The sequence below is a fragment of the Robertmurraya korlensis NBRC 107688 genome, assembly GCF_001591645.1.
Lineage (GTDB): Bacteria > Bacillota > Bacilli > Bacillales > Cytobacillaceae > Robertmurraya_A.
In genome coordinates this window covers 131,808-157,331 of sequence record NZ_BCVH01000005.1, presented here as the reverse complement: position 1 = coordinate 157,331, position 25,524 = coordinate 131,808, and the positions used below count along the sequence as shown (strand labels likewise).

General features: G+C 39.2%; 29 protein-coding genes. 7 read left to right on the top strand and 22 right to left on the bottom strand.

Annotated features, from left to right (window positions below; all coding sequences use genetic code 11):
• Window positions 1-30: 30 nt before the first annotated feature.
• On the bottom strand, window positions 31-420 hold the full coding sequence (gene mscL, locus BKO01S_RS09735) for a large conductance mechanosensitive channel protein MscL (RefSeq protein WP_066052498.1): 390 nt from the start codon (window positions 418-420) through the stop codon (window positions 31-33).
• A 266-nt stretch (window positions 421-686) separates the two neighbouring features.
• On the opposite strand from mscL, the gene desA reads away from it, so the two are divergent.
• Window positions 687-1,739 carry a Delta(5) desaturase DesA gene (gene desA, locus BKO01S_RS09730; protein WP_066052495.1) on the top strand — a complete coding sequence of 351 codons (1,053 nt, stop codon included), beginning with the start codon at window positions 687-689 and terminating at the stop codon, window positions 1,737-1,739.
• A 34-nt stretch (window positions 1,740-1,773) separates the two neighbouring features.
• Here the strand turns inward: desA and BKO01S_RS09725 are convergent, their stop codons facing one another.
• On the bottom strand, window positions 1,774-2,112 hold the full coding sequence (locus tag BKO01S_RS09725) for a cupin domain-containing protein (RefSeq protein WP_066052492.1): 339 nt from the start codon (window positions 2,110-2,112) through the stop codon (window positions 1,774-1,776).
• 153 nt (window positions 2,113-2,265) lie between these two features.
• Here BKO01S_RS09725 and BKO01S_RS09720 point away from each other — a divergent pair, with 153 nt between their 5' ends.
• Window positions 2,266-3,252: a nuclease-related domain-containing protein gene (locus tag BKO01S_RS09720; RefSeq protein ID WP_066052489.1), complete on the top strand. Its 987-nt coding sequence runs from the start codon at window positions 2,266-2,268 to the stop codon at window positions 3,250-3,252.
• Between the two features lie 280 nt (window positions 3,253-3,532).
• Here BKO01S_RS09720 and BKO01S_RS09715 read toward each other — a convergent pair whose 3' ends face one another.
• The gene (locus BKO01S_RS09715; RefSeq protein WP_066052486.1) at window positions 3,533-4,648 is read right to left on the bottom strand and encodes an NAD(P)/FAD-dependent oxidoreductase; all 1,116 of its coding nucleotides are present in this window, start codon (window positions 4,646-4,648) and stop codon (window positions 3,533-3,535) included.
• 235 nt (window positions 4,649-4,883) lie between these two features.
• On the opposite strand from BKO01S_RS09715, the gene BKO01S_RS09710 reads away from it, so the two are divergent.
• The gene (locus BKO01S_RS09710) at window positions 4,884-6,080 is read left to right on the top strand and encodes an MFS transporter (protein ID WP_066052483.1); all 1,197 of its coding nucleotides are present in this window, start codon (window positions 4,884-4,886) and stop codon (window positions 6,078-6,080) included.
• A gap of 15 nt (window positions 6,081-6,095) precedes the next feature.
• On the opposite strand, the gene BKO01S_RS09705 is transcribed toward BKO01S_RS09710, so the two are convergent.
• The 5 genes from BKO01S_RS09705 to htpG all read right to left on the bottom strand — a co-directional run bounded on the left by BKO01S_RS09705 (window position 6,096) and on the right by htpG (window position 10,725).
• Window positions 6,096-6,392, bottom strand: coding sequence for a 4a-hydroxytetrahydrobiopterin dehydratase (locus tag BKO01S_RS09705; RefSeq protein ID WP_066052481.1), 297 nt, complete (start codon window positions 6,390-6,392; stop codon window positions 6,096-6,098).
• A 12-nt stretch (window positions 6,393-6,404) separates the two neighbouring features.
• Complete coding sequence (locus BKO01S_RS09700; RefSeq protein WP_066052478.1) at window positions 6,405-7,001, bottom strand: class I SAM-dependent methyltransferase; 597 nt, start codon at window positions 6,999-7,001, stop codon at window positions 6,405-6,407.
• The gene (locus BKO01S_RS09695; RefSeq protein ID WP_066052473.1) at window positions 6,998-8,365 is read right to left on the bottom strand and encodes a glycosyl hydrolase family 28-related protein; all 1,368 of its coding nucleotides are present in this window, start codon (window positions 8,363-8,365) and stop codon (window positions 6,998-7,000) included. The genes BKO01S_RS09700 and BKO01S_RS09695 overlap by 4 nt, the downstream gene beginning before the upstream one ends.
• Before the next feature lie 123 nt (window positions 8,366-8,488).
• On the bottom strand, window positions 8,489-8,740 hold the full coding sequence (locus BKO01S_RS09690) for a YueH family protein (RefSeq protein ID WP_066052468.1): 252 nt from the start codon (window positions 8,738-8,740) through the stop codon (window positions 8,489-8,491).
• Window positions 8,741-8,847: 107 nt separating this feature from the next.
• The gene (gene htpG, locus BKO01S_RS09685; RefSeq protein ID WP_066052465.1) at window positions 8,848-10,725 is read right to left on the bottom strand and encodes a molecular chaperone HtpG; all 1,878 of its coding nucleotides are present in this window, start codon (window positions 10,723-10,725) and stop codon (window positions 8,848-8,850) included.
• Window positions 10,726-11,119: 394 nt separating this feature from the next.
• On the opposite strand from htpG, the gene BKO01S_RS09680 reads away from it, so the two are divergent.
• Entirely contained in the window at window positions 11,120-11,608 is a 489-nt protein-coding gene (locus tag BKO01S_RS09680) for a hypothetical protein (protein WP_066052462.1), read from the top strand.
• 143 nt (window positions 11,609-11,751) lie between these two features.
• On the opposite strand, the gene BKO01S_RS09675 is transcribed toward BKO01S_RS09680, so the two are convergent.
• A complete protein-coding gene (locus BKO01S_RS09675) occupies window positions 11,752-11,979 on the bottom strand; it encodes a DUF2922 domain-containing protein (RefSeq protein ID WP_439951037.1) in 228 nt (75 codons plus the stop codon).
• Window positions 11,980-12,004: 25 nt separating this feature from the next.
• Window positions 12,005-12,226: a DUF1659 domain-containing protein gene (locus tag BKO01S_RS09670; protein ID WP_066052454.1), complete on the bottom strand. Its 222-nt coding sequence runs from the start codon at window positions 12,224-12,226 to the stop codon at window positions 12,005-12,007.
• A 344-nt stretch (window positions 12,227-12,570) separates the two neighbouring features.
• Here BKO01S_RS09670 and BKO01S_RS09665 point away from each other — a divergent pair, with 344 nt between their 5' ends.
• The 3 genes from BKO01S_RS09665 (at window position 12,571) to BKO01S_RS09655 (ending at window position 15,535) form a co-directional block, all read left to right on the top strand.
• Window positions 12,571-14,643 carry a peptidoglycan D,D-transpeptidase FtsI family protein gene (locus tag BKO01S_RS09665; RefSeq protein ID WP_066052451.1) on the top strand — a complete coding sequence of 691 codons (2,073 nt, stop codon included), beginning with the start codon at window positions 12,571-12,573 and terminating at the stop codon, window positions 14,641-14,643.
• 176 nt (window positions 14,644-14,819) lie between these two features.
• A complete protein-coding gene (locus tag BKO01S_RS09660; protein ID WP_066052448.1) occupies window positions 14,820-15,260 on the top strand; it encodes a hypothetical protein in 441 nt (146 codons plus the stop codon).
• On the top strand, window positions 15,248-15,535 hold the full coding sequence (locus BKO01S_RS09655; protein WP_066052445.1) for a YxcD family protein: 288 nt from the start codon (window positions 15,248-15,250) through the stop codon (window positions 15,533-15,535). The genes BKO01S_RS09660 and BKO01S_RS09655 overlap by 13 nt, the downstream gene beginning before the upstream one ends.
• 28 nt (window positions 15,536-15,563) lie before the next feature.
• Here BKO01S_RS09655 and BKO01S_RS09650 read toward each other — a convergent pair whose 3' ends face one another.
• The 12 genes from BKO01S_RS09650 to BKO01S_RS09600 all read right to left on the bottom strand — a co-directional run bounded on the left by BKO01S_RS09650 (window position 15,564) and on the right by BKO01S_RS09600 (window position 25,387).
• On the bottom strand, window positions 15,564-17,342 hold the full coding sequence (locus BKO01S_RS09650; RefSeq protein ID WP_066052442.1) for a PAS domain S-box protein: 1,779 nt from the start codon (window positions 17,340-17,342) through the stop codon (window positions 15,564-15,566).
• Between the two features lie 152 nt (window positions 17,343-17,494).
• The gene (gene sda / locus BKO01S_RS23895) at window positions 17,495-17,641 is read right to left on the bottom strand and encodes a sporulation histidine kinase inhibitor Sda (protein ID WP_084362030.1); all 147 of its coding nucleotides are present in this window, start codon (window positions 17,639-17,641) and stop codon (window positions 17,495-17,497) included.
• Between the two features lie 164 nt (window positions 17,642-17,805).
• Window positions 17,806-18,915 carry a two-component system sensor histidine kinase NtrB gene (locus tag BKO01S_RS09645; RefSeq protein ID WP_066052435.1) on the bottom strand — a complete coding sequence of 370 codons (1,110 nt, stop codon included), beginning with the start codon at window positions 18,913-18,915 and terminating at the stop codon, window positions 17,806-17,808.
• Window positions 18,902-19,573 carry a cobalamin B12-binding domain-containing protein gene (locus BKO01S_RS09640; RefSeq protein WP_066052431.1) on the bottom strand — a complete coding sequence of 224 codons (672 nt, stop codon included), beginning with the start codon at window positions 19,571-19,573 and terminating at the stop codon, window positions 18,902-18,904. The genes BKO01S_RS09645 and BKO01S_RS09640 overlap by 14 nt, the downstream gene beginning before the upstream one ends.
• A 216-nt stretch (window positions 19,574-19,789) precedes the next feature.
• Window positions 19,790-20,446, bottom strand: coding sequence for an urease accessory protein UreH domain-containing protein (locus BKO01S_RS09635; RefSeq protein WP_066052428.1), 657 nt, complete (start codon window positions 20,444-20,446; stop codon window positions 19,790-19,792).
• Window positions 20,447-20,463: 17 nt separating this feature from the next.
• Window positions 20,464-21,315: an urease accessory protein UreD gene (locus BKO01S_RS09630; RefSeq protein ID WP_232311206.1), complete on the bottom strand. Its 852-nt coding sequence runs from the start codon at window positions 21,313-21,315 to the stop codon at window positions 20,464-20,466.
• A complete protein-coding gene (ureG, locus tag BKO01S_RS09625; RefSeq protein ID WP_066052420.1) occupies window positions 21,273-21,887 on the bottom strand; it encodes an urease accessory protein UreG in 615 nt (204 codons plus the stop codon). The genes BKO01S_RS09630 and ureG overlap by 43 nt, the downstream gene beginning before the upstream one ends.
• 16 nt (window positions 21,888-21,903) lie before the next feature.
• On the bottom strand, window positions 21,904-22,590 hold the full coding sequence (locus BKO01S_RS09620; RefSeq protein ID WP_066052417.1) for an urease accessory protein UreF: 687 nt from the start codon (window positions 22,588-22,590) through the stop codon (window positions 21,904-21,906).
• Window positions 22,583-23,029, bottom strand: coding sequence for an urease accessory protein UreE (gene ureE / locus BKO01S_RS09615; RefSeq protein ID WP_066052414.1), 447 nt, complete (start codon window positions 23,027-23,029; stop codon window positions 22,583-22,585). Before ureE ends, BKO01S_RS09620 begins: the two co-directional genes overlap by 8 nt.
• Before the next feature lie 9 nt (window positions 23,030-23,038).
• On the bottom strand, window positions 23,039-24,748 hold the full coding sequence (gene ureC / locus BKO01S_RS09610; protein ID WP_066052411.1) for an urease subunit alpha: 1,710 nt from the start codon (window positions 24,746-24,748) through the stop codon (window positions 23,039-23,041).
• Window positions 24,749-25,069, bottom strand: coding sequence for an urease subunit beta (locus BKO01S_RS09605; RefSeq protein WP_066052408.1), 321 nt, complete (start codon window positions 25,067-25,069; stop codon window positions 24,749-24,751). It abuts the gene before it with no gap.
• Between the two features lie 15 nt (window positions 25,070-25,084).
• A complete protein-coding gene (locus BKO01S_RS09600; RefSeq protein WP_066052405.1) occupies window positions 25,085-25,387 on the bottom strand; it encodes an urease subunit gamma in 303 nt (100 codons plus the stop codon).
• Between the last annotated feature and the right edge of the window lie 137 nt (window positions 25,388-25,524).

Sequence of the window (25,524 nt, the reverse complement as noted above, 5' to 3'; positions counted from 1 at the left end):
CTTTGAAGTGCTGTTTTGTGCTTCCTGGGTTTATACACCCTTTTGTTGTTGTTGTTCCTTCAAAATATCACGGATTTCTTGAAGATATTTTTCTTCAGTTGTTGGTGCCTTCACTTCCGTTTTCACTTCTTGCTTCTTTCTAAACTTTTGTAATAACCTTACAAATAGGAATATCGAAAAAGCGACAATTAAGAAATCAACAATATTTTGTATGAATTGGCCATAAAGTATAGTTGCATCATCATATGTATATTTTAGTTTTGTAAAATCAAATCCACCTAATAAAAGCCCCACAAGCGGCATTAAAATATCATTGACCAATGAGCTAACAATTTTACTAAAGGCACCACCAATAACAACCCCGACAGCCAAGTCAATTACATTCCCTTTTAAAGCAAACTTTTTAAATTCTTGCCACATAGTATGTCCTCCTATCCAAATGTATACAGACTAGTATATCTTCAAAAGATGAACGTATGTAATCATATGCTCATTGAAAAAATTCTCAAGAATAAAAAGAGCTTGACTTTTCTAAATTTTCATAGGTATTTCCAGTAATTTCTCATAAATTTCCACTTGAAACATGACATTTGTCATGTCTCACTATATACGTTTATGCCTTTCATGACCTGCTCATAAACACTACAATAACAGTAGATAAATTTAAAACCTTGTAGGAGGCTTTTATGAGCAAGCAAAAAACAGCTGAATTAAGAAAAAGCGTTGTCCCTTTTGAAAAGTCAGATATAAGTAAAAGTATTAAACAAATGATTAACACTTTCGTTCCTTTCTTTGGTTTATGGTATTTAGCGTACGCAAGTCTTTCGGTTTCTTACTGGCTTACGTTACCACTAGCGATCGTAGCTTCCGGATTTGTTATCCGAATCTTCATCATTTTTCACGACTGTTGCCACCAATCGTTTTTTAGAAATCGAAAGGCAAATGCCCTCGTTGGTAACATTAGTGGAATTATTACAATGTTTCCTTACGAACAGTGGAAGCGAAGCCACAATATCCATCACGCAACAAGCGGGAATTTAGATAAGCGTGGCATTGGTGATATTTGGGTTATGACAGTGGAAGAGTATTTAGCAGCTACACCTGTTCAACGCCTTAAATACAGAATGTACCGTAACCCCTTTGTTATGTTCGTTCTAGGCCCGATCTTCTTGTTCCTTGTTACCAATCGTATCAATGTGAAAGATGCCAAGCGTAAAGAGCGTCTGAACACGTATTTCAATAATATCGCGATCGTAGTGTTGTATGCGTTCATGATTTGGTTAGTTGGTTGGAAAGCATTCGTTCTTGTCCAAGCTCCCATTTTATTCGTTGCTGGTGCTTTAGGGATTTGGTTATTTTATGTCCAGCATCAATACGAAGACAGCTATTTTGAACACGAAGAAGAGTGGAACTATGTAAAGGCAGCTGTTGAAGGGAGCTCATATTACAAGCTTCCAAAGATCTTGCAATGGGTAACTGGAAACATCGGCTTTCACCATGTGCATCATCTTGCACCTAAGGTTCCAAACTACAATCTTGAAAAAGCACATGAATCTACACCACCTTTACAAAAAGCGACAACCGTTACTCTGGGTACGAGCCTTGAGTCCATTCACTTCAAATTATTTGATGATGTAAATAAGCGATTTGTAAAATTCAAAGACATTCAACATCTTCTTGAAGAAGGAAAAGAAAGCCTTCAATTAAATAGTAAGCATCCAACAGCGGAAGAAAAATAGAAGAAAGGCTCACCTGAGATGGTGAGCCTTTTTGTTAGATTTCTTTTACATACCTGTCATCTGGTATTTTGTTTAGCATAACATACAAGCTCGTATTGCCTTCACCGTTTATGAAAGACATTTCCTCTTCCCCAGTAAAATGGATCACATCATGTTTGGATACAGACAAGCTTTCTCCGTCTACATGAAATGTTCCTTCTCCTTCTATTACCTGAATAAATACATTTGTGCCAGGATGCTTATGTGCCGGTAATGCTTGATTTTTTGAAAAGTTTAATACAAATACCGTACTTTCCCCTTCTTTATAAATCACACGTTTGGTGAATTTTTCTTCATTATATACGATAAAGTTAGCTAAGCTTTGTAGTTGCATCTTCTTCAACCCTTTCATTCTTTATGGATCAATCATATCTTTATACACTCTTTTTTGATGTGATTTGAATCAACCTTTTTGAGAAAACAGTGGAGGAAAAAAGAGGATATTGTCGAATGATTAGATGATGATAAATCGAAAGGAAGATGCCGATTGATTGTAAAAGAATTAACTGTTCCATTAAAACTTCAAGCAGTACAGTGTCTAGAAAAAAGAATGTTGTCCACTCACCCTCAATATCCACATATCCTAAATGACTTAGCAAAACGAAGAGCTGGCTATTATGGTGAACGAACTCTCTGTTATTATTTCCGTCAACTTCCCTCAACCTCTTATCTCTTTCACAACCTCCGCCTAGAACAACATGATTCCACATTTGAGATGGATGTCCTCATTCTTTTTCCTACCTTTGCCTTACTCATTGAAACCAAAAACATTGTCGGTGAAATTCATTTCGATTCTCAATTTGGTCAATTGATTCGTACTTGGAATGACAAAAAGGAAGCCTTTCCTGATCCAATTGCCCAAGTACGAAGACACCAATCCTTACTTGGGGACTGGCTTTTGCAACAACTAGGGTTTACCGTACCAGTAGAATACCTAATCGTAGTTAGTAATTCATCTACTATTATCAGCACTGATCCCGGAAAATCCTATCTTTTTAAACAAGTCATCCACGCAAATAAGCTCCCTTTACGTTTAAGGGAGCTGGAAACTAAATACAGGAATACGATTATTGATACAGCATACTTAAAAAAACTAAGCAGAAAACTTATGAAAGAACATACGGAAGACGAATACGACGTTTTAAAGAAGTATCAAATTCAAGAAGATGAACTCATTAAGGGAGTACGATGTCCCACCTGCCACTTCTATAATATGCAGCGAAGAAAAGGACGCTGGTTATGTTTGAACTGCGGGAAATCGGATCGGCTAGCTCACCTTGAAGCACTCCATGATTATTGGTTACTTGTGTCCCCTATCATTACCAATTCAAAATGTCGTGATTTCCTCCAAATTGACTCCCCTTTTGTAGCAAGCCGCCTATTAAAATCGCTAAACTTAGCAGAAAGCGGAACCCTTAAGGGAAAAAGATATCATTTTTCGAAAAAAATGATGTTAATTCAAGAGAAGAGATAAGATTATTTGCGATTCTCAGAATTTATTTGCGGTCCTGAGAATTTATTTGCGATTCCCGGGATTTATTTGCAATTATGAAGTTTTATTTGCGATTCTCAGAATTTACTTGCGATCATGAAGTTTTATTTGCGATTCTCAGAATTTATTTGCGATCATGAAGTTTTATTTGCGATTCTCAGAATTTATTTGCGATCCTGAAATTTTATTTGCGACTCCCCAGATTTATTTACGATTCTCAGGATGTATTTGCGATCCTGAAATTTCATTTATGCTCCTAGCTTCACTCAATCGCCCCGTCCACTAAATAGCGACTCACATCCAGCACGGTTTCTTCCCCAAGAGCGAGCTTCGCGAGCTCTGCACCGAGAAACGGGCCGCTTGTTAGTCCGGACGCTCCAAGTCCATTTGCAACCAACACACCTTGCAGTCCCGGAACCGAACCGATCACTGGTAGAGAGTCGGGGGTAAACGGACGAAAGCCTACTCTCGTTTCTAATACAGTCGCATCCTCTAATCCGGGAAACACCTCTAGTGCTTTTCCAATAATTTCATTGAGTCCACCTGCAGTGACTCTCGTATCAAATTCTTTATTGTCTTCATGCGTGGATCCTACAACGACTCGACCATCTTCAAATGATAATAAATATTGATTATTCGCAGGCATGACCACTGGCCATTCAGAGGTGTCGATGCCAGGTATTTCTAAATGGAGAATCTGGGCTTTTTGTCCGGAGACTTGAAACTTCACTCCCACTGGCTCCAACACCTCTCGTGCCCATGCCCCTGTCGTGACAAGCACCTGATCAGCCTCCAACCGCTCACCATCAACCACCACTCCACGAATACAATGATTCTCACAAATGAGCGAAGCTTGCCCACGAACTAATTCAGTACCTAACTTAACAGCCGCCTCTATTAGAGCATCACGTATGAGCCTGCCATCTACCCTTGCTCCACCGGTAACAAGAACCGATCCAAACCCTTCTGCCACGAGAGGAAACCACTTTTTTGTTTCCTCATGAGAGAGAATACTTACTTCACCGATCTCCGGTGCATCTTCCCGGCGCTTCAGGGCTCTCTCAGCCATTTGAGCCAATTTTTGCTCATCTCGATGAAGACTTAATGCCCCTACTTTTTTATATCCGGTACGAGTGATTCCATAAGAAGACAATTTCTCAACTAGTTCAGGGTAATAACGAGCCCCATGCTTCACTAGCTCATACCATGCCTTATTTCGTCTTTGTGAGATCCATGGACAAATAATTCCTGCTGCCGCGTTAGTTGCCTGTCCACTATCCTCACGGTCAACTAGAATTACTTTTATTCCTTCCGCCGCTAAATGAAAAGCAGCCGAAGCACCTAAGATCCCAGAACCTATTACAATTACACGTTCCATCATGAACACCTATTTCTCTTTTTGATACCCTTAATACTACTAAACCTTCTTTTCCGACTCAAATAAGACCATAACCGTATGACCTCATGGATAAAGTGCCAAACTACAACATAGTAAATAGAATAGGGATTGTCTATAATGAATTTATCACCATTTTCAGGTAAAATCGAACATATAGTTAGATTAACGAAATGTTTACGGATAATCGGGTATCCCCGAATGGGAGAGGATAGTTATGAGCACACCGCTAGCGGAAAACGCTACACATACAGAAAATAGCAAAGAAAAAATATGGACGCGTGACTTTATTCTGATCTGTATATCAAACTTCTTTGTATTCCTTGGCTTCCAAATGACTTTGCCTACTATTCCTTTATTTGTAGAGGATCTTGGTGGGAATGACCAACTCATTGGGGTCGTTGTGGGGATATTTACTTTCTCTGCTCTTTTAATTCGGCCATACGCTGGGCATGCATTAGAAAGCAAAGGACGTCGATTCATTTATCTTGTTGGATTAGGAATTTTTGTTTTATCCATTGGCTCATTTGGTATTGCGGGAGGTCTTGTGTTTTTATTTGGATTGAGAATTGTTCAAGGGGTCGGCTGGGGACTTTCAACAACTGCTTCTGGTACGATTGCGACAGATTTGATACCCGCCAAACGCCGTGGGGAAGGAATGGGCTACTACGGCCTGTCAGGGAATTTGGCCCTAGCTATCGGACCAACACTTGGTCTTGCACTAGTTGGTCACCTTAGCTTTACTCGACTCTTTTTGATTTGTGCCGTTCTCGGTGTAGTCGCTATGGTTTTATCCTCTCGCATACGCTTCAAACCTGTAGAACCAGCAAAAGCTTCAACTAACAAAAAGCTTGACCTTTATGAAAAGAGTGCCTTACCTCCTTCTATATTGCTGTTATTTATCACTGTCACTTTTGGTGGGATTGCCTCATTCCTTCCTTTGTATACAGTGAAAAAGGGAATTGAAGGAATAGAATGGTACTTTCTCCTTTATGCCATCGCCCTACTGATATCTAGAACATTTGCCGGTAAGCTCTATGATCAGAAAGGACATCGCTTTGTATTCCCAGCTGGTTCCTTACTGATTATGGTAGCCATGATCCTTCTTGCCTGGATACCAAATAGCTTGGTCCTCTATTTAGCAGCCATTGTTTATGGACTAGGCTTCGGAACCGTACAACCAGCACTACAAGCATGGAGTGTTCAAAATTCTCCTATAAGCAGGCGTGGAATGGCTAACGCTACCTTTTTTTCATTCTTTGACTTAGGTGTGGGACTTGGGGCGATCGTGTTCGGACAAATCGCTTTCTGGTTAGATTATCATAGCATTTACATAGCATCTGCCATATCTGTTTTTATTGCTATTTTTCTATACTACACTGTCTTCGGAAAAGAAAAGGCGAGAGCACAGTAAGTGCTTTCGCCTTTTTTATTCAACAAATTGATCGTATATCTCATCAAAGATTCTTGCCATTTCCATATCGAGGGAAGTGATTCCACCCACATTCCAAGAGCTAAGCTTAATGGTTACTAACTTATAATCAATAGAGATAAATGGATGGTGATTTCGTTGTTCTGAATAATTAGCTAGCTCACTCACAAAAGACACACCCGTTAAATAATGTTGAAATCGATATCTTTTGCTAATCCATTTACCCTCATCCCATTTCCATCCAGGCAGATTTTCCACATATGTAAGGATTTCTTGTTCAAGCAATTTTTCCAAATTGATTCCCCCTTAAAAAGCTAAGCCATAAATAGAAAACCTCTCAAACGGATTTCCTTTAGAACAAATGACCTCGGATTTTAGCTGAAACATGCCCATACTTTCTAAAAACTCTACGTACTCCTCACTTGCATAGTACAAGATCAAGCTTATTTCCCGATAATTCTCCTCAACTGATTGAAGGATACGATGAATTATATTCCGAAAAATATGAATAGAGAACGGGTTAAAAAAGTAAAATTGATTATCCTGCGGATGAATCGGATATTCCTCCGCAAAACCGAGGAAGAAATGAATTCGGTTGTCTACCCCATGCTTTTTTCGATAATTATCTCTATTTTCCAAAGCAAGCTTGTAATAATCTTCATTCATCTCAACACCAGTTACTGTTGCTCCCGTATAGTGATAAAGGAAAAAGTTAAGTCTTCCTTTTCCACAGCCAAAGTCCACAATACGATCGGATGCTGTGAATGCATGCTCACTGATTAATTGTTGAAGATGCATATATGGAGTTGCTTCATAACGGTGGAATTGTAATGACTTGTAAAAATTAAGTTGATCACCGGTTGTGACTATATGTAAGGTCTTATCAAAATCCTGCTCCCTCATATTAGCTCCTCTGGTACGTAATACTGACCTTTTATCCCACCTGCATGATAAAAACCATCTATATAGATTTTATTTAGAATCACATGTTTCGCTCGATACTGGATAGCAATAATAGGGTGCCCTCCAAAATCATAGGTGGGATCTCCAAGAATCGTAAATTGGTTCACCACTACATTCCGGTAGGCAGAAATAACCATCGCTCTTGGAGTAGACCCTTCATACAACGGAGTAAAGATAGGTGCTATGGCAACTAAATTCATTGCTCGTATATTATAAGCCGTTTTCGACTCTGGATCCTCGCCTTTATGGTGACCGATATGCCGAAAGTTGAAGGCACGATTATCTTGAACCGATAGATGCCCAATGATGGTGACATTAGAAGCAGCAGAAGCATTATGATGAGCCTTTATTTCCACCCCACCAAAGCACCTTGTCGTTGTATTATTTGCTAGCCATATATATCTAGAACCATCATCTATTTCAATACCGTTTGAGTTTGAAAAGCCTTGTTTATGAGCCCTTCCACTTGGATCACACATATGAGACTTCGAAATAAAAATAAAATCACTGTGATGAGTGGTAATCCCATCATCTCCAAATCCGTATCCATTTAACTCATCAAGCCAGATGTATTTGCTTCTCCCTGGACCTATGAATCCGTCTTTCATGTAATAGTATAAAGTCGAGGAAACGTCAAATGCATGTAGGCCAGCCTGAATGGCTTCTACTTTTTTTACCCACCCATAAGTCACATTTGCAAACGTTAAGCAGCTTGACCGATTATTTCCACTCGCCGTTTTTTCATGGTGTGGTAGACGCTCTACATTCCAGTCAAGTGTCATTCCTTCCACATAAATATGGTGGTTTCCACTTATATGGTTTTTATTAGTTACAAGAATGGCAGATTTAGGGGCATCTTGATGAAGTTTGAGCGTTGTTTTTCCCTTACCTGCCCCCATAAGGAGTGTGTTGGAGGGAAGTTTGATTCTTTTCGTGACAAACACACCTTCAGGGATGATGACCTTACAGCCTCCCCGACCAATGGCTTTTTGAAAGGCATGTGTATTGTCTGTGACTCCATCACCAACTGCCCCAAAATCTACTACATTTCTTTCATATTTTATGTTACTAAGAAGTGTATTGAATTCAGCGTCTAATGTTGGAAACCAAAAGGGAATAGCCTCCCCATCTTCTGATACAATTGTTCTCATTTCATGGATGGAACCCTTGGGTTGAACCGCCACTTTTTGAAAAAGAGCCTCTGTCTCTTCAATAAGTTGATTCACATTCGTTTGATATCTTGACCACCGTCGAATCAACTCGGGATTTTGCTCGGGGTTATGATGTTTTGTTAGGTGAAGCAGAACCTGTCACCTCCAGGTGAAGATAGTATATACCTTCATAGTAGTATACCTCTTCATACAATAACAAGGTAATAAGTGTAAGAATTTTGAGGCTAAAGAGGGGATTGGTTAAAAAGGCAACTCTTATCTTCTAAAGAACTGCCCTTCTAACAAGGTAATAATGTCTTTTGCTAAGCTTTCTGCATTTCCTTCAAATAACTGAAACATTAATGATTGTAAAATATGTTGGTAGTGACTATCCTTTGTACCATTTTCCGGTAAAAAGATAGACCAATGTATGTCAGGAATCGCAATAATAAAACCATTACTAGTAAGTTTGTTCATATATACGTCTGTCACTTTTTCAGAAGAGTGAATAGGTAATTGAAAAATCATCCTATATTTCCACCTTTCTCCACTTTTTCTATATATTTAGGTTGCTGGTTCATTTTTTTGAGGGTAAAAAGAAAAGAGCACTCATTTTATCTGAGTGCCCTTCTTACCTACACCATAATTTTGCAAATATCGTTTGTAAATTCAACTGGATCTTGAATTGGTAATCCTTCGATGAGCAAGGCTTGATTGTATAGTAGCCCTGTAAATAGGGTTAACTTATCCTTATCATTTGCATACGCATCCTTTAAGGAGCTGAAAACTTCGTGGTTGACGTTGATTTCTAACACCTTGTCCGCTTTAACGTTTTGGCTATTTGGCATCGCTTGAAGAACCTTCTCCATCTCAATGGAAACGTCACCCTCTGTTGTTAAACATACAGGATGTGACTTGAGACGTTTGGATACACGTACAGCTTTTACCTTATCTCCAAGGGCTGATTTCATAAAATCAAACAGTTCTTGGTTCTCCGTTTGCTCCACCGCTTCTTTTTCATCTGCTTGCTCTTCAATTCCTAGATCACCACTAGAGACAGACTTGAATTCTTTTTCCTTGTAATTCATCAGCATGCGAATCGCAAACTCATCAATATCATCTGTGAAATACAGGATTTCGTAACCTTTATCAGCAACTAGCTCTGTTTGTGGAAGTTTTTCAATTCGCTCAATGGATTCACCTGACGCATAGTAAATATACTTTTGATCCTCAGGCATTCTTGACACATACTCATCCAATGTAACAAGTTTCTTTTCCTTAGACGAATAGAACATAATGAGATCTTGAAGCGTCTCTTTATTGCTACCAAAATCACTATACACTCCAAACTTTAATTGACGACCAAAGGATTGGAAAAATGCTTCATACTTTTCACGGTCATCCTTCAACAAGCTTTGGAGCTGCCCTTTGATTTTGTTTTTAATATTTTTTGCAATTAGTTTTAATTGACGATCATGCTGTAACATTTCTCTCGAGATATTGAGTGATAAATCTTCTGAATCAACCATCCCTTTCACAAAGCTGAAATAGTCCGGTAATAGATCCGCGCATTTATTCATAATAAGAACACCGTTTGAATACAGCTCTAATCCTTTTTCGTATTCCTGAGTGTAGTAATCAAATGGGATTTTTTCTGGAATATATAACACCGCATTATAACGAACGGCTCCATCCACACTGATGTGAATATGCTTTAATGGTTTATCAAAGCCGTAATGCTTTTCAGCGTAGAAGTTTTCGTAATCCTCTGTTGTTAATTCGTTTTTGTTCTTTCTCCAGATCGGTACCATACTATTAATCGTTTGTTCTTCTGTATAATCCTCGTAATCCGATTCGCTGCCTTCCTTTAGGCGTTTGCTCGTCGTATCCATTTTAATAGGGTAACGGATGAAGTCAGAGTACTTTTTCACAATCGATTTCAAACGATATTCTTCTAAAAATTCATCATAGTTGTCGTCTTCTGTGTTTTGTTTAATCGTAAGAATGATTTCCGTTCCCACTTCAGTTTTCTCATAAGGTTCAATCGTATACCCATCAGCACCTTGTGATTCCCATTTATAAGCCGTATCGCTACCGAGTGCCTTTGTGATCACCGTCACCACGTCTGCTACCATAAATGCAGAATAGAAACCAACACCAAACTGCCCAATAATGTCATGTCCATCTTTTAGTTCGTTTTCTGATTTAAAGGCAAGAGAGCCACTTTTTGCGATGACCCCAAGATTGTTTTCAAGTTCTTCCTTGGTCATACCAATTCCTGTATCGGTAATCGTTAATTTTCTGCTCTCTTTGTCAGCAGCTATTTTTATAAAATAGTTGTCTTTTTCAAATGTAATATTTTCATCAGTTAAGGCACGGTAATAAATTTTATCAATCGCATCACTTGCGTTTGATAATAACTCACGCAGAAAAATCTCTCGATGTGTGTAAATGGAGTGAATCATCATGTCTAATAATCTCTTTGACTCTGCCTGGAATTGCTTCTTTTCCATTCATAAATCCCCTCTCAGAAAATAATTTATGTACACCCTATTAGCACTCTATCCCCTAGAGTGCTAACCACTATTTTAATATCACACAAAAGCCACCCATGTCAATAGATACGGTGACAGACACCGTCCGTGGACAAAATGCCCCTTTTTGTCCACGAAGGGTGTCTGTCACCACTTGTGGACACTCGGGGTTGATTTGTATGCCTGAGATGGACACTTTAGTTTACGTACAGGGCATTGACTTCTATTTTTAGGACTTCAGAGGATTTTTTTTTGCAACATGAAAAGTCTATACATAACTTTTTGCAACTTTACTCATTTTTTACTTTAGCGTCCATATAATGTAATGAATGTATTCGACCAACTAGAAAAATGACAGCTTGGAGGAGACCACATGAATGAGTTTCTCGAAATCATGCAGCGAAAGCTTGGAGAGTTGAATGATCAATCATGGACAGTGGAAAGCCTGCTCGATAAAATTGCAACCGGCACACCTATTCGTATGTCAGAAGAACTCGTCAACCGTCTGCTTCATCTTCAGCCATTAGAAGGAACCTCCAATTTACAATGTTCTTTTGAAGGTGAACACCTAGTCCTAACAGGGAATACGAAGGTCATGCTCGTACCTGTTCCATTCCGACTTGAACTAAAACCTATCATGGCTAAGGGTAGAAAGATGCAATTTGAGGTAGTCGACCTAAAACCTACCTTAAAAGAATCCATGAAACGAAAACTTTTAAAGGATGCCGATGGGGTTACTTACGAAGATAACAAGCTAACACTTAACTTCAATGAACTTGAAGTCGTTCGAGACATACCGTTCGGGAAATTAGCTGGAATACGCATTAAAGACCATACGCTTTGGTGCAAAATTGTTATGTAGAAAAAAAAGCGTAAGCGCCCGTCTAGCAACGTGTACACTAGTTACTTAGCGCGGAAGCTGGATAATTTTCAATGTGCAAATTTTTGTACTTTCTTACCCAACAAAAAGAGAGTCGGTCAAAAGCGGCCGACTCTCTCTTATATTTATGCTAGTTCATAAGGTGTCACATTTCTCTCAATTACTCTAATGCCTTTAGGGGAAACCAACTGCCCCTTCGCACTATAAAACGCATTGGAAGCAACAATCTGATCCATGGCAACCTTAACCGTTGCAGCATCCACTGGTTCCTTTGGGGATTCGATACTAATGGTTGTTGTTTCACCGGTTTCAGTTATGAATTGCAATTCTAATGTTTTGGCCAATCTACTCACCTCCTAATGAATAGTTACTCTCGATTTACGCGTTTACTAGCTCAAAATTATCTGCTCGCTCAATGTTCACTACTGGTAGTGAACAAAGACTAGCTAGTGCTTGTCCCGCTTGAAAAAGCTGATCGGCTGTAGCCTCCTTACGTACATTGCTAAATGTCTTCGTTTTAATGATTACTTCTCCTTTTGAGTTCATTCCATTTTCAAACAACACTTTTAGTTTTGTATCCATAATCATTGCCTGTGCCATCAATATCACCTCCTCTCACCTTCTATATAGAAAGAAAAAAGGCATTTGGACAGGTTATTGATAAAATTTTTTTAAGTTATCCCCAGTTATTGTTCAAAAAATCCTATTCAGTACTCCTGTTTGTGGATAATGTGCATAACTCAGGGTACAAATTGTGGATAATGTGGATGTTTTAAGTTGTCTACAGTTTATTAACAACATTTTCACAATATTAATCCACAACATGTGAATAACCTGTTAATTAGTCAAAAAATTGAAACTTTATTGTTATTAAGAACGTCATAGATTATGATAAAAATAGAAATATATACCAGTAGAGCCGTTCGCTTTAAGGAGTGAAGTTTATGAAGAAAAAAACTAGCAAACGGAGGCATGTTCCCTTACGAGTAAACCTCCTATTTTTTATTGTCTTTATCCTATTTGTCATCCTCATTGTACGCTTAGGTACCGTACAAATGGTTCAAGGGGTTGCCTACAAAGAAGAACTCGAGAGGACAAATGAAATTGTGGTCAGCCAACCTGTACCACGTGGAAAAATGTATGATCGAAATGGAAAAATAGTAGTTGATAATATTGCCCAAAACGCAATTACATACACCAACTGGGGAGCAAGCCAGGAGGAAATGTTAACAACAGCAGAAAACCTCTCAAAGCTAATCACCATGGATACAAAGAAAGTAAGAGATCGTGATAAAAAGGATTATTGGATCTTAAAAAATCCCTCATTGGTGAAAGAAAAAATATCCGATTCCGAAGAAGAAGCAATGAGAGACTCCACCGACAGTGAAAAAGAGTTTAACAAAAAGTACTATTCTCTTTTACTAGAGAGGATTACCCCTGAGGACTTGGCCTCTCTAAAGGATAAAGATATACAGGTCGTCGCCATTTATCGTGAGTTTGCTAGCGGTTATGAGTATACCCCTCATCTTGTTAAAAATGTTGACGTAACGGATGAAGAATTCTCGAAGGTTAGCGAGAATCTCAGTTTCCTACCTGGGGTAGATACGGTGACGGACTGGCAGCGCACGTATTCATTTGAGAATACATTAAAAACAATCTTGGGAAAAACTACCACTAGTGAAGAAGGGATACCAGCCGAACAGCTAGATTACTATCTCTCTCGTGGTTATAGTAGAAACGACCGTGTGGGAAAAAGCTATCTGGAGTATCAATATGAAGATGTCCTGCGCGGAAGTAAATCAAAAATAAAATACTTAAAAGACAAATCCGGAAATATTGTAGGAACCGTTCCTGTATCCGATGGTACGCGTGGCAAGGATCTAATTTTGACCATAGATATGGATTTACAGCTAGCCGTTGAAAAAATTCTTGAAGAAGAGCTTCTTGCAACCAAACGGGGATTTGGTGGAACAAAGTTTCTCGATCGTGCCTTTGTTGTTTTAATGGATCCAAATACCGGAGAGATACTGACCATGGCCGGAAAGCTTCTAGCTAGGAACGAAGAAACGGGAAGCCTAGAAATCCAGGATTTTGCACTTGGCAACATTACTACCTCCTATAATGTTGGTTCCTCTGTGAAGGGAGCAACGGTTCTAACAGGATACCAAACGGGAGCTATTACACCGGGAACTCCCCTTCATGACGGACCCCTTTCCATTAAAGGGACGCCCGTAAAGAAATCATGGCGAAATATGGGGCCAATTAATGACTTATATGCGTTAGAGCAATCCTCTAACGTGTATATGTTCCGTACTGCTATAAAAATCGGAGGAGGGCAGTATGTACCAAATGGTCCGTTAAGCTTAGCTCCAGACACTTTTTCAAAAATTAGAGATTCCTTTGCCCAATTTGGCTTAGGTGCAAAAACAGGAATTGACCTGCCAAATGAGATGATTGGATTTAAAGGACCGTCAACCAAACCAGGTTTTGCACTCGATTTGGTAATCGGCCAATACGATACGTATACAACGATGCAGCTAGCTCAGTATGCCGCCACGATTGCTAACGGCGGCTACCGCATCCAGCCACATCTTGTAAAGGAGATTCGTGAACCAGGTTCAACTAGCGATCAGCTTGGTCCCGTGTATAAAGAAATAGAACCAACTATTTTAAACCGTGTGAGCATGAAGGATGAATGGATTGAGAGAGTTCAAACAGGCTTTCGAAGGGTAATGACAGCTGGAACAGGGGCGAAAGCGTTTAGTTCCGCACCTTACAGTCCTGCTGGAAAAACAGGTACCGCCCAATCCTTCTATGACGGACCAGAACGAGATCAATATCCAAAGAACGCACCACCAGAAGTCATGAATGTAAGCTTAATTAGCTATGCCCCTTCTAGTAACCCAGAGGTAGCTATGGCTGTTATTGTTCCATGGGTGTACACCGGAGACACAGGACCTTCTCCGAATTTAACCATTGGACGAAGAGTGCTTGATACGTATTTTCAGATGAAATAAAAAGAAGATGGAACTCCCGCTATGTGTGCGGGAGTTTTTCGTTTAGTTGTTTTATTTGCGATTTCAAGATTCTATTATCTTCCTACTATTTATTTTTTAAAAATGAAACCCTTTCTACTTTCATTCGTATAGAATAGAGTAGTAGAAATAAACTTTGCGGAGGGAAAACTAAAGAAATGAAAAAGTTATTATCAGCCTTGCTTATGGCAGCACTCATTTTTTCACCGGTTGGAAACGTTGTGTTCCAGGACCACACCACAACAGTGGAAGCGAAATCGTATAAATCGGGAAAAAGAAGCTTTAACAATAATACAAATACAACAACCAATAACAATTCAACCATTCAAAGTAAAAAAACGGATACTACATCTACAACGAAATCTACCTCAGCCAATAAAGGATTTTTCTCTGGTGGGTTGATGAAGGGGCTTATGATTGGTGGGCTAGCTGGTCTATTGTTTGGTAGTCTTTTCGCAAACATGGGTATGTTAGGTTCGATCCTTGGGTTGATGGTTAATGTATTCGCTATTTTGATTTTAATTAACATCATTCGCATGGTATTCACAGCTCTTAAAAAGAAAAAGAAGCAAGAGAATGCAGACTCATGGAGAAGCTAATTATCCCTGAACAAGATATCATCAATGCTGTTTGTGTCTATATTGCAAGGAAAAAGCAAGTGAAGCCCGAAGAAGTAGAAGTAGAACTTATGTATGATGATGACCACGGATTTTCTGCTGAAGTATTTGTCAATCAGCGAAACCAGATATTAATCACGGCTAATTTGATAGAAGCGTTACGACTTTGGCTCGAGGAATTTGTAGGCCGTGATCCATACGCTCCCATTAAACTACATTTAGACGACAACGAAGGAATCATCGCTTATATTGGATAAAAATAACCTCATCCACTCTCGGATGAGGTTATTTTTCTTTAGGTAAAATGATTTCAACAGTTGTTCCTACATTTACTTCACTGGAGATATGTACAGTACCACTATGGCCCTCAATTATGTTTTTACTTACCATAAAACCTAATCCAGTGCCTGTTTCTTTTGTTGTATAAAAGGGTTGGCCTATCTTGGATAGAATGTCTTGCGGAATCCCGCAACCGGTATCTTTGAAACGAATCGATATTCCAGAGGCAAGCGCACAATATTCCATTTCAATATTGAGGTATCCGCCATCTGGCATTGCGTCAAAAGCATTTTTCATAAAATTAATGAATACTTGCTTAATTTGGTTCTCATCACAATGAAGAATAGGAAGATTTTCATCATGTTTTAAATCCACCTGAACACTCTTCATATTGGCTTCTGACTCTAATAGGGAAATACATTGCTTTAAGGTGAATCGGAGATCCGTTTCTTTAAAATTACTTTTTTGTGGCTTTGCAAGTGATAATAGTTCACTCAATATCAATTCAATTCTAGCAATTTCAGACTCAACTATTTCGTAATAAAGCTGTTTTTCATTTGAGTTCTGCAATAGCTTTAAAAATCCTTTTATAGCCGTAATTGGATTTCTAATTTCATGCGCAATAGCTGCTGACAATTGTCCTGCAATCGATAGTTTTTCTGACTGAATCATTAGTTCTTCTGCATGTTTGCGATCCGTTATATCTCGAAAACTAACAGCTATAGCGTTCATAGCCCCTTGATGGTCCTTAATCGGGAAACTTGTAATCATAACATCCATTGCTATCCCATTTTTCTTCTTAAAGATGGTTTCATAACCTTCCAGACTTTCTCCACGAAGAATTTTATTTTTTATTCCTTCTTTGTCTTCAGGTGAAAATTCCACATCTAGCAAATTAACCCCGACAAGCTCCTGATGGCTCCATCCAAAATCTACTTCAAATGCAGAATTGGCTCTTGTAAGAGTTCCCTCTTCGTTAAAGATTAAAATAGGATCTAAATGATTATCAATAAAAGATTCTAGCTGAGCGACAACAGCCTTTTGCTCTGTTATATCCCTTACGATCCCAGACAGCGCAACAATCTCACCATCCCGGTTATAAATAGGAGACATGGTGATACTTACTGTAATATACTGGCCGTCCTTTGTTTGCTTTATTGTCTCAAAATTTTTGATGATATTTCCCTTTAGGGTTTCCTCAACCAAGTACACTGCATGATCATAAGTAAAGGAAGGTGTAACAGGAAGTTTTTTGCCACGAACTTCGGATTCCATCCAACCAAATATCTCTTCGAATGCTTTATTAACCTGAATAATATGACCCTCGACATCAAAAATCCCAATACCTTCAGAGGCATAGTTATAGAAGGACCGAAGCATTTCCATTTCTGGCTCTGCCTTTTTCCTTTGGGTGATATCGACAACCTGGCCAATAATATAATCCGCTTGTGATGTGGTAACCTTATGAGCACTTATCGCACCCCAAATCACTTCTCCATTCTTATGAACAAATCGCTTTTCTAATTGGAAAGCATCTAGGTCTCCAGCGATTAACTGAGTATAGTTTAAAACGATTGCTTGATAGTCCTCTTCAAATAGGACCGTTCTTAGACCTAGATGTACGAGTTCTTCATTTGAATATCCTGTAAAATGACAAAAGGAAGAGTTTGTTTTTACTACACTTCCATTTATCCCTAACACCACCATCCCTAATGGTGAATGGGCAAACGCTTCAAACAATAGCTCTTTATCCATTGCGTGTAATTCCAGGTAAGTTCCAGTCAATTCTCTATCCCCTATGAACTTAAATTAGCGAATTCCCTTAAAGGTATGCTTAGATATATTTATAATCTCTCTTACTATCTATCAAATATTAACCTGCCATACTTGGTCGTAAAGTTTTTTTGCTAATCTAATAGTATTTGGCTAAAGGTCATTTATTGCTCAATGGAATATTTGTCTACTAAATGCATTAAATTCCTTTTTTCTATTTCTTCCTCTAGCAATTGAATAAATTCGTGATCTAAAGCCAACTTTAATGCTGCAGCATAAGCATCCATCAACTCTTTGTCTGATATTTTCAAAACGTACTATACCCCTTTTTCCATAAACTTGCTGCAATCCGAATGAATATAATAGTAACGATTTTGTCTTCATGCAGCGTGAATACTATTAGATTGATTCTTCTCCCCCACATAGATCATTTATCGTTGCTAGTAAACACTCACTAAAAAAAGATCTCTCCTATTTAGTATGATTCTAAGGGCAGAACGAGAATGAAGGTTGTCCCTTCCCCAGGTTTACTTGAAACATCAATAATTCCACCATGGTTTTCAACAATCTTTTGACATACAGATAAACCGATCCCTGCTCCCTTTTCTTTTGTTGTATAAAAAGGAGTAAAAATCCTTTTCGCTGTGTCTTCTTCCATCCCAGAACCATTATCTTTTACAGAGATCTCAATTGTATTTTCGTTAAGTCTAGTTCTAAGAATAATGCTCCCTTTCCCTCTGTTTTGACTCACTTGAATCGCATCCATTGCATTTCGAAGCAAGTTTAATACCACTTGTTTCAGCTGTTTTGGATCTATCTCCTGAACTGGGAGAATTTGTTCCTTCACATACTTGATTTCACACTTTATTTTTGCAGCTTCTTTTTGAGTAGTCTGAATGACTTCCATTAACACTTTTTGTATATTCACCTGCTGTTTATTAGGAGCAGTTGGTTGAGTAGCACTAACATATTCATAGATTAACTTATTAGCATAATCTATTTCTTCGAGTGCAATATCCGCATAATGGTCCTTACCCGTTTCTATTAAATGAGGCTTCAGCAATTGAAGGAAACCCCTGATGCTTACTAAAGGTTTTTTTAGATCTCTCGCGATTATAGATGCCATTTTCCCGATATTTGGAAGATTATCATTCTTCATAACAACCTGTTCCATCCTTTTTAAGGTTGCTTCAAGCTGTTCTTGTTTTTCAAGTAAGGAAAGATTCTCACTTTCCAATTCAGTTTCTAGCTTTCGAATGATTGTTTGAATTTGCTGGATACTTTCTTGTTTTTCTATACAAAATACATACAACCGATTCTCATCCTCCCACTGGGTATAGACATCAAATAGAGTAAGTGCGAAATCTTTTCTTACTAAATTCAGCTCTACTTTGGTTTTTGAGAATACAGGTTTTAAGAAACGTTCTGCTTTCTTTCTACTTCCTAAATCAACAAGTTCAAGAAAATTCCCTACGTTAGGAAATTGAATTTGCGACTCATCTGATACTGCTAGTATTGTAAGATCTTGATCCACAACAAAAAATGGAAAAGGGCAGGTTTGAAAGGATTGTTCAATTATATGCATATACTCTTTCACATAACTTGTTCGCTTTAAGCCACGAACGTAATTGGTATAAATCTTCTATCACGACAATGTTACTTGGCCAATAATTTTTTAATTGATACAAGGATGTGATTCTCCCTCCAACGATAATTTCAGGATTATAGTCCAATTGATTGAGTTCTTTTAAGCATTCTAATAAAGTAGGAAGATTGTATATGAGCGATAAAGAGATTCCTATTACATTGGGTCTCCAAATGTTTGCATAAATAACTGAATCCTTAACAGGTAGATTGGCTCCAAGATACCTTGTATCCCATCCACTTTCTTTATAAATAGAAGATACCATTTTTGCACCAATGGAATGGTCTTCTTCCTGTACACAAAACACCATAGCTTTTGGCCTCCCCTCCACAGTTAGGGAGGCTGTTTCGTTACTGGATTGTAGGTTATATCGGGAAATAAGAAGATTACAGATATTAGAAGCTACGTGCTCATCAGCGACCGATATCTCATTATTCTCCCAAAGTTCCCCAATATATCGCATGGATCTTGTTAAAATATCTTCAAAGAAGAAGAAGCTATCCTTTTCTTCTATCAAGTTGCATATAAAGCTCCAAGAGCTACTTTCATCTCCTGCTAGTAATAAACTAACAAGCTCCTTCACTTGCTTATCCGTCATCTTTCCGTACCCGCACTCTTTAAAAATGAATGGTATATTGGAGACTAATTCGATTAATCTTAACCATAATTATGAATTTACATATAATTCTAGTTGAATCTATATACAATGTCTATAATTATAGGATTGAAATACAATGTCTATAATTATAGGATTGAAATACAATATGAAGAAGGAACTGCATCATATTTACAGTTCCTCTCCAAAACCTAAACCCTATTGAATCCACAGATGAAATAACCCCTCGTTAACCCCTAGATTATACATGTAGTAAACACCAAATATAGCACTTACCACACCAGTTACTTGGGTAAAAAGCTTATTCACACGGAACTTCCCAGCACTATAGATAAAAGGGATCCCAATAATGGTTGTAAACACAAGCATCCCTACAATTGTCCCTATTCCAAAAATAAGGATGTACACCATCCCTTCCCACAAGGTACTAACGGTACTCAATGTTAACAAGACCATAGCTGCACTACCTGCTAGACCATGGATAAATCCCATAAATAGTGCCTTAAGCGAGGTTCGTTTCCCCATACCATGCGGTTCGTGATCAGCATGTTTATTATAATTTTTTATTGATAGAAACGTAGTGACACCGAAATAAACCAGCATAATTCCAACTAGAAACTCCAATGACATCACCCACTCTTCCGGGATATTGCCTTTTAATAAAATAATTAACACTCCTGCTAATAGAAGAGTTGCCGTATGACCAATTCCCCAAAAGACCCCTATTAACGATGATCTCCATAGCTTTTTACTTTGAGAGGCAACAGTAGAAACAGCAATTACATGGTCAGCTTCTATCGCATGTTTGATTCCTAATAAAAATCCTAAACTAATTGTAGTAAATAACCCGACCAATTTTAGTCACCTTCTTTTTATTTTCTAAAAATCAAATCTGATTTTCTAAGCAAATTCTTCCTGGCATATTGATGAGCAAAGGCAATAACCTTTTCAAGTTGCCTCGTATCAGTAGCAAACATCCTAATAATCACTCCATAGACAGGGAGAGTTGAGATCCCTATTCTCCCTCCATCCACGTGATCTTGAATATGATCATATAAGCGATCTCCAAAATTCTTGTCGGCCTGCTTATGAATGATAATAAACGTACCCATATGTGTATACTGCTCCATTTGCATGAGACCACTTATTCCAGACTTTGGCTCAAGAAATAAATGATCAAAAAGGATTAGACTCTCTCCTACATACACCTTCAGTTTCGAGCGTACTGAGGTGTATTGAAACGGGGCTCCACCCTCTGACCACCCCGGGGTAGTAATATCACTATAAAAAAAGCAAGCTCCGTCTTCCATATGTACCTCTGTATGTTGAACGAATCGTGCTCCTTCATAGGCGATAAGAGGGTCTGGCATATACTCTAGCAAACTATCTGCTTTAAGGGTGATGCTCGTCTCTTGAACCACGGGATGATTTGGAGTTTTATATACTTTTGTATACGACTGAGTGGTTACAGAAATCTCTGCCCCTTCCTCTACAAGAAAATGGGTAGAATAATGATCTCCATCCACATAACCACCACCAACATGAATGAGGTAAATGGTTGGGGATTCCTCTTCCAGATAGACAGGCCTTGTCACCTTTAGTGCTCCCTCATAGTAGCAATTTGCAATGATTGTTTTGTTTCCTTTGCGTCTCACCGTGAGGTTTAATAACCCGGTTGGGCTCATGATTCTAATCCAATCAATAGAGCTTCCTTTTGGATCCACTCCACTACCTGATCCAATCCAATTTCATCCTTTAAATTTGTAAAAATATATGGTTTTTCTCCGCGGGCTGAGATGGTATCTCTTTCCATAACCTCAAGGCTTGCTCCAACATATGGAGCCAAGTCTGTTTTGTTAATGATAAATAGATCCGATTTGATCATTCCTTGTCCACCTTTTCGGGGAATCTTCTCCCCTTGCGCCACATCAATGATATAAATAGAAAAATCAACTAATTCAGGACTAAAAGTGGCTGCTAAATTATCTCCACCACTCTCTACAAAAATGAGTTCAAGATCAGGATGCTGTTCCTGTAATTCTTCAATAGCCGCAAAGTTCATAGATGCATCCTCTCGAATGGCCGTATGTGGACAACCACCTGTTTCCACGCCAATAATGCGATCCTCTGGCAATACACCATTTTTGATAAGAAACTGAGCATCTTCTTTCGTATAAATATCGTTTGTCACAACTGCCATACTTAGGTCCGCTTCCATTGCTCGTGTTAATTTTTCAACAAGCATTGTTTTCCCTGCCCCAACCGGGCCACCTACTCCAATTCGTATCGGTTCCATCACTTATTCCTCCTTGTTAAGACATAAATAATCGTACATGTAGTCGCTCATGACGCATTTGAGCGATTTCAAGTCCTGGGGAAACAGCCCCTAAATCATCAATGGATAGATGAGCCATTCTATTCACTGCTTCTTCAATCACTGGTTGAATCTCCAATACCATTTTCTGACCATCTGTTTGACCGAGAGGAATACCCCTCACACCGTTTTGCACTAAGGAAGAAACGGTTGAAAATAAATAACTACCAACAGCTGTTTTCTTTCCCACACTCAACCCATAAGCAACGATCGCAAATACAATGGCCGGATGACCGTACACCTTCTTTTCCTTCATCCATTTTACGTAATCTCCTAAAATAGAAGATGGATATAATTCCAAGCAAAGCTTTGCCATCCGCTCCCCCATTCTACGAGTTCCTACTCTCGTTTCCTGCGCGAGGCTAGAGCAATATAATAAATGATCTATCTCGACCAAACTCCCATTCTCCCCGTTATCGATAGCTTCATAGGATAGGGCACAGGCTAATCCATCTGAGAAAACCAGTTGTTTCCGAATATACAAGACTAATGCATGTTGGAAGCTTGTTTTGTCATGGATGGCTCCTTCCTGAATGTACGTCTCTATACCAAAGGAGTGCGAAAATGCTCCTGATGGAAAATTCGAATCACATAGCTGGAGGAGTGAGTAGATCGGGTTAATCATGTGAATGTCCAATATGACGAAACGCCTGCTTCACCTTTCGTTGCTCTCTCTTATACGAAATAGATAGTTGCTGTAATAGTTCTTCCACTAAATAGTCATACTGAACCAGCATTTCATTCCCTTCAAACTGCGCAGGCATGTGCCGGTTGCCTAACTGGTGGGCAATCTCCCCCATTTGTTGAATAGAGCTTGGTTGAATAGTTAGCAGATCATCCTCTTTTACAGAGATGACAATCATATTCTTTTCGTCCAAATAAAGGACATCCCCGTCCACCAACTCTTTATTTTCCCGTAATCGAATGCCCATCTCACGACCATGGTCAGTGACTACTCTTTGAATTCGTTTGACAAGATCGTCACTTTGTAAATAGACTCGCTCGACATGAGGAGATCGTTCTTTTAATGTGGCAAGGTTACCAATCACTTTTTCTATAATCATGTCATCACCTCAAAATAAGAAATATCTTTGGGCCATTGGAAGTACTTCCGCCGGCTCACAAGTAACCAATTTTCCGTCTACCTTTACTTCATACGTTTGCGGATCCACCTCTATTTGTGGTGTTTCTCCGTTTAAAATCATATCCTTCTTTGTTAAGCTTCTTATACCCGACACAGGCTTTATGATTTTCCGTAGACCCAGCTTCTCGGGAACCTTTTTCTCCACTGCCGCTTTAGACATAAATGTCATACAGGTAGAATATTTCGCACTCCCTAAAGAACCAAACATGGGACGATACACCACCGGTTGAGGAGTGGGAATGCTTGCATTCGGATCACCCATAAGACTATAGGAAATCAAACCACCCTTTACAACGATTTCCGGTTTTACACCAAAAAACGCAGGATCCCATACCACCAAATCCGCTAGCTTGCCAACTTCAACAGAACCTACAAACTCTGAAATGCCGTGAGTAATGGCTGGATTAATGGTATATTTGGCAACGTATCTTTTCACGCGGAAGTTATCTCCTATCCCCTTATCCTGCTCAAGCTTCCCTCTTTGCTTTTTCATTTTATCTGCGGTTTGCCATGTTCTTGTAATGACCTCACCGACTCGTCCCATCGCTTGGGAATCAGAGGAAATCATACTAAACACACCTAGATCATGTAAAATATCCTCTGCTGCAATCGTTTCTTTTCGAATTCTCGAATCAGCAAACGCAATATCTTCCGGGACACTAGGATCTAAATGATGACAAACCATTAGCATGTCCAAGTGTTCTTCTAATGTATTAACTGTAAAGGGTCTGGTTGGATTGGTTGAAGAAGGTAAGATATTTGGCATACTTGCCGCTTTAATAATATCTGGAGCGTGTCCCCCTCCTGCACCCTCGGTATGATAGGTGTGAATCACCCGGTCCCCAATAGCTGCAAGCGTATCCTCCACAAAGCCACCTTCATTTAATGTATCTGTGTGGATAGCTACTTGAATATCATACTCATCAGCCACGGTCAGGCTTGTATCTATCGCAGATGCTGTCGTTCCCCAATCCTCATGCAATTTCAAGCCGATGGCACCAGCCTCAATCTGTTCCTTTAACGGGTCTACATTGGATGCGTTACCTTTTCCTAAAAAGCCAATGTTAATCGGAAACTCTTCTGCTGCTTCAAGCATTCGATGAATGTTCCAAGGTCCTGGTGTACAAGTCGTCGCATTCGTCCCCGTGGCTGGGCCCGTGCCACCACCAATCATCGTTGTTACACCCGAGGATACGGCCGTTTCCACTTGTTGCGGACAGATAAAATGGATATGAGCATCAATTCCGCCTGCTGTGACGATCATGCCTTCAGCAGCTATCACTTCCGTACCTGCTCCAATGGGGACATTCACGTAATCCATCAACAGTGAATTTCCAGCCTTCCCAATCGCAGCTATCAGTCCATCCTTCACTCCAATATCTGCTTTATAGATGCCAGTGTAGTCCATAATAACCGCGTTTGTGAACACAAGATCCATCGTTTGATCGCTTGTAGCTAATGGATGCTGCCCCATCCCATCACGTATGACCTTGCCTCCACCAAACTTTACTTCATCCCCATAGGTAGTAAAGTCTTTTTCAATCTCAATAAAAAGCTCGGTATCAGCTAGCCTGATGGCATCACCAACTGTAGGCCCAAACATATCACTGTACTGTTTTCGAGAAATACGAAAGCTCACTTACTTCTCCCCCTTTTCAACAGAACCATTCGTTAAATTATTTAAGCCGTACACCCTCTGTTCCCCCGAGAACGATACAAGATCTATCTCTTTTACATCTCCCGGTTCAAATCTCACAGCTGTCCCTGCTGAGATATTTACATGCTTTCCAAACGCTTCTTGCCGGTCAAATTGTAATGCTTTATTTACCTCATAAAAGTGAAAATGAGAGCCAACTTGAATGGGACGATCCCCTCTGTTCAACACCCGAATACGAATAGACTCTTTGTTTTTGTTACAGATGATGGGTTCTGTTTTTAGTATGTATTCACCAGGTATCACCTTGTTCCCTCCTCTTTATCGTATAGGGTCGTGTACAGTGACAAGCTTTGTTCCATCTGGGAAAGTCGCTTCCACTTGTATATCCGGTATCATCTCTGCCACGCCTTCCATCACGTCCTCTTTTGATAGAATCGTAGCTCCATAGCTCATTAGCTCTGCGACTGTTTTCCCGTCTCTTGCTCCCTCTAACACTTCGTAAGTAATAATGGCTATCGCTTCGGGATAATTAAGCTTCAGCCCGCGACCTTGCCTACGACGGGCAAGATCTGCCGCAACAACAATCATTAACTTTTCCATTTCGCGCGATGTCAGTTTCACTCATACCCCTCCCTTCTATACTTCTTACAAATTATAGGAATATTTATTACATTCAATGTTACAAAACCTAACATGTATCTAAAATACCATGTATTACCTTATGTTACAATTAAAATAAATCAGAAAAATCAAATAAA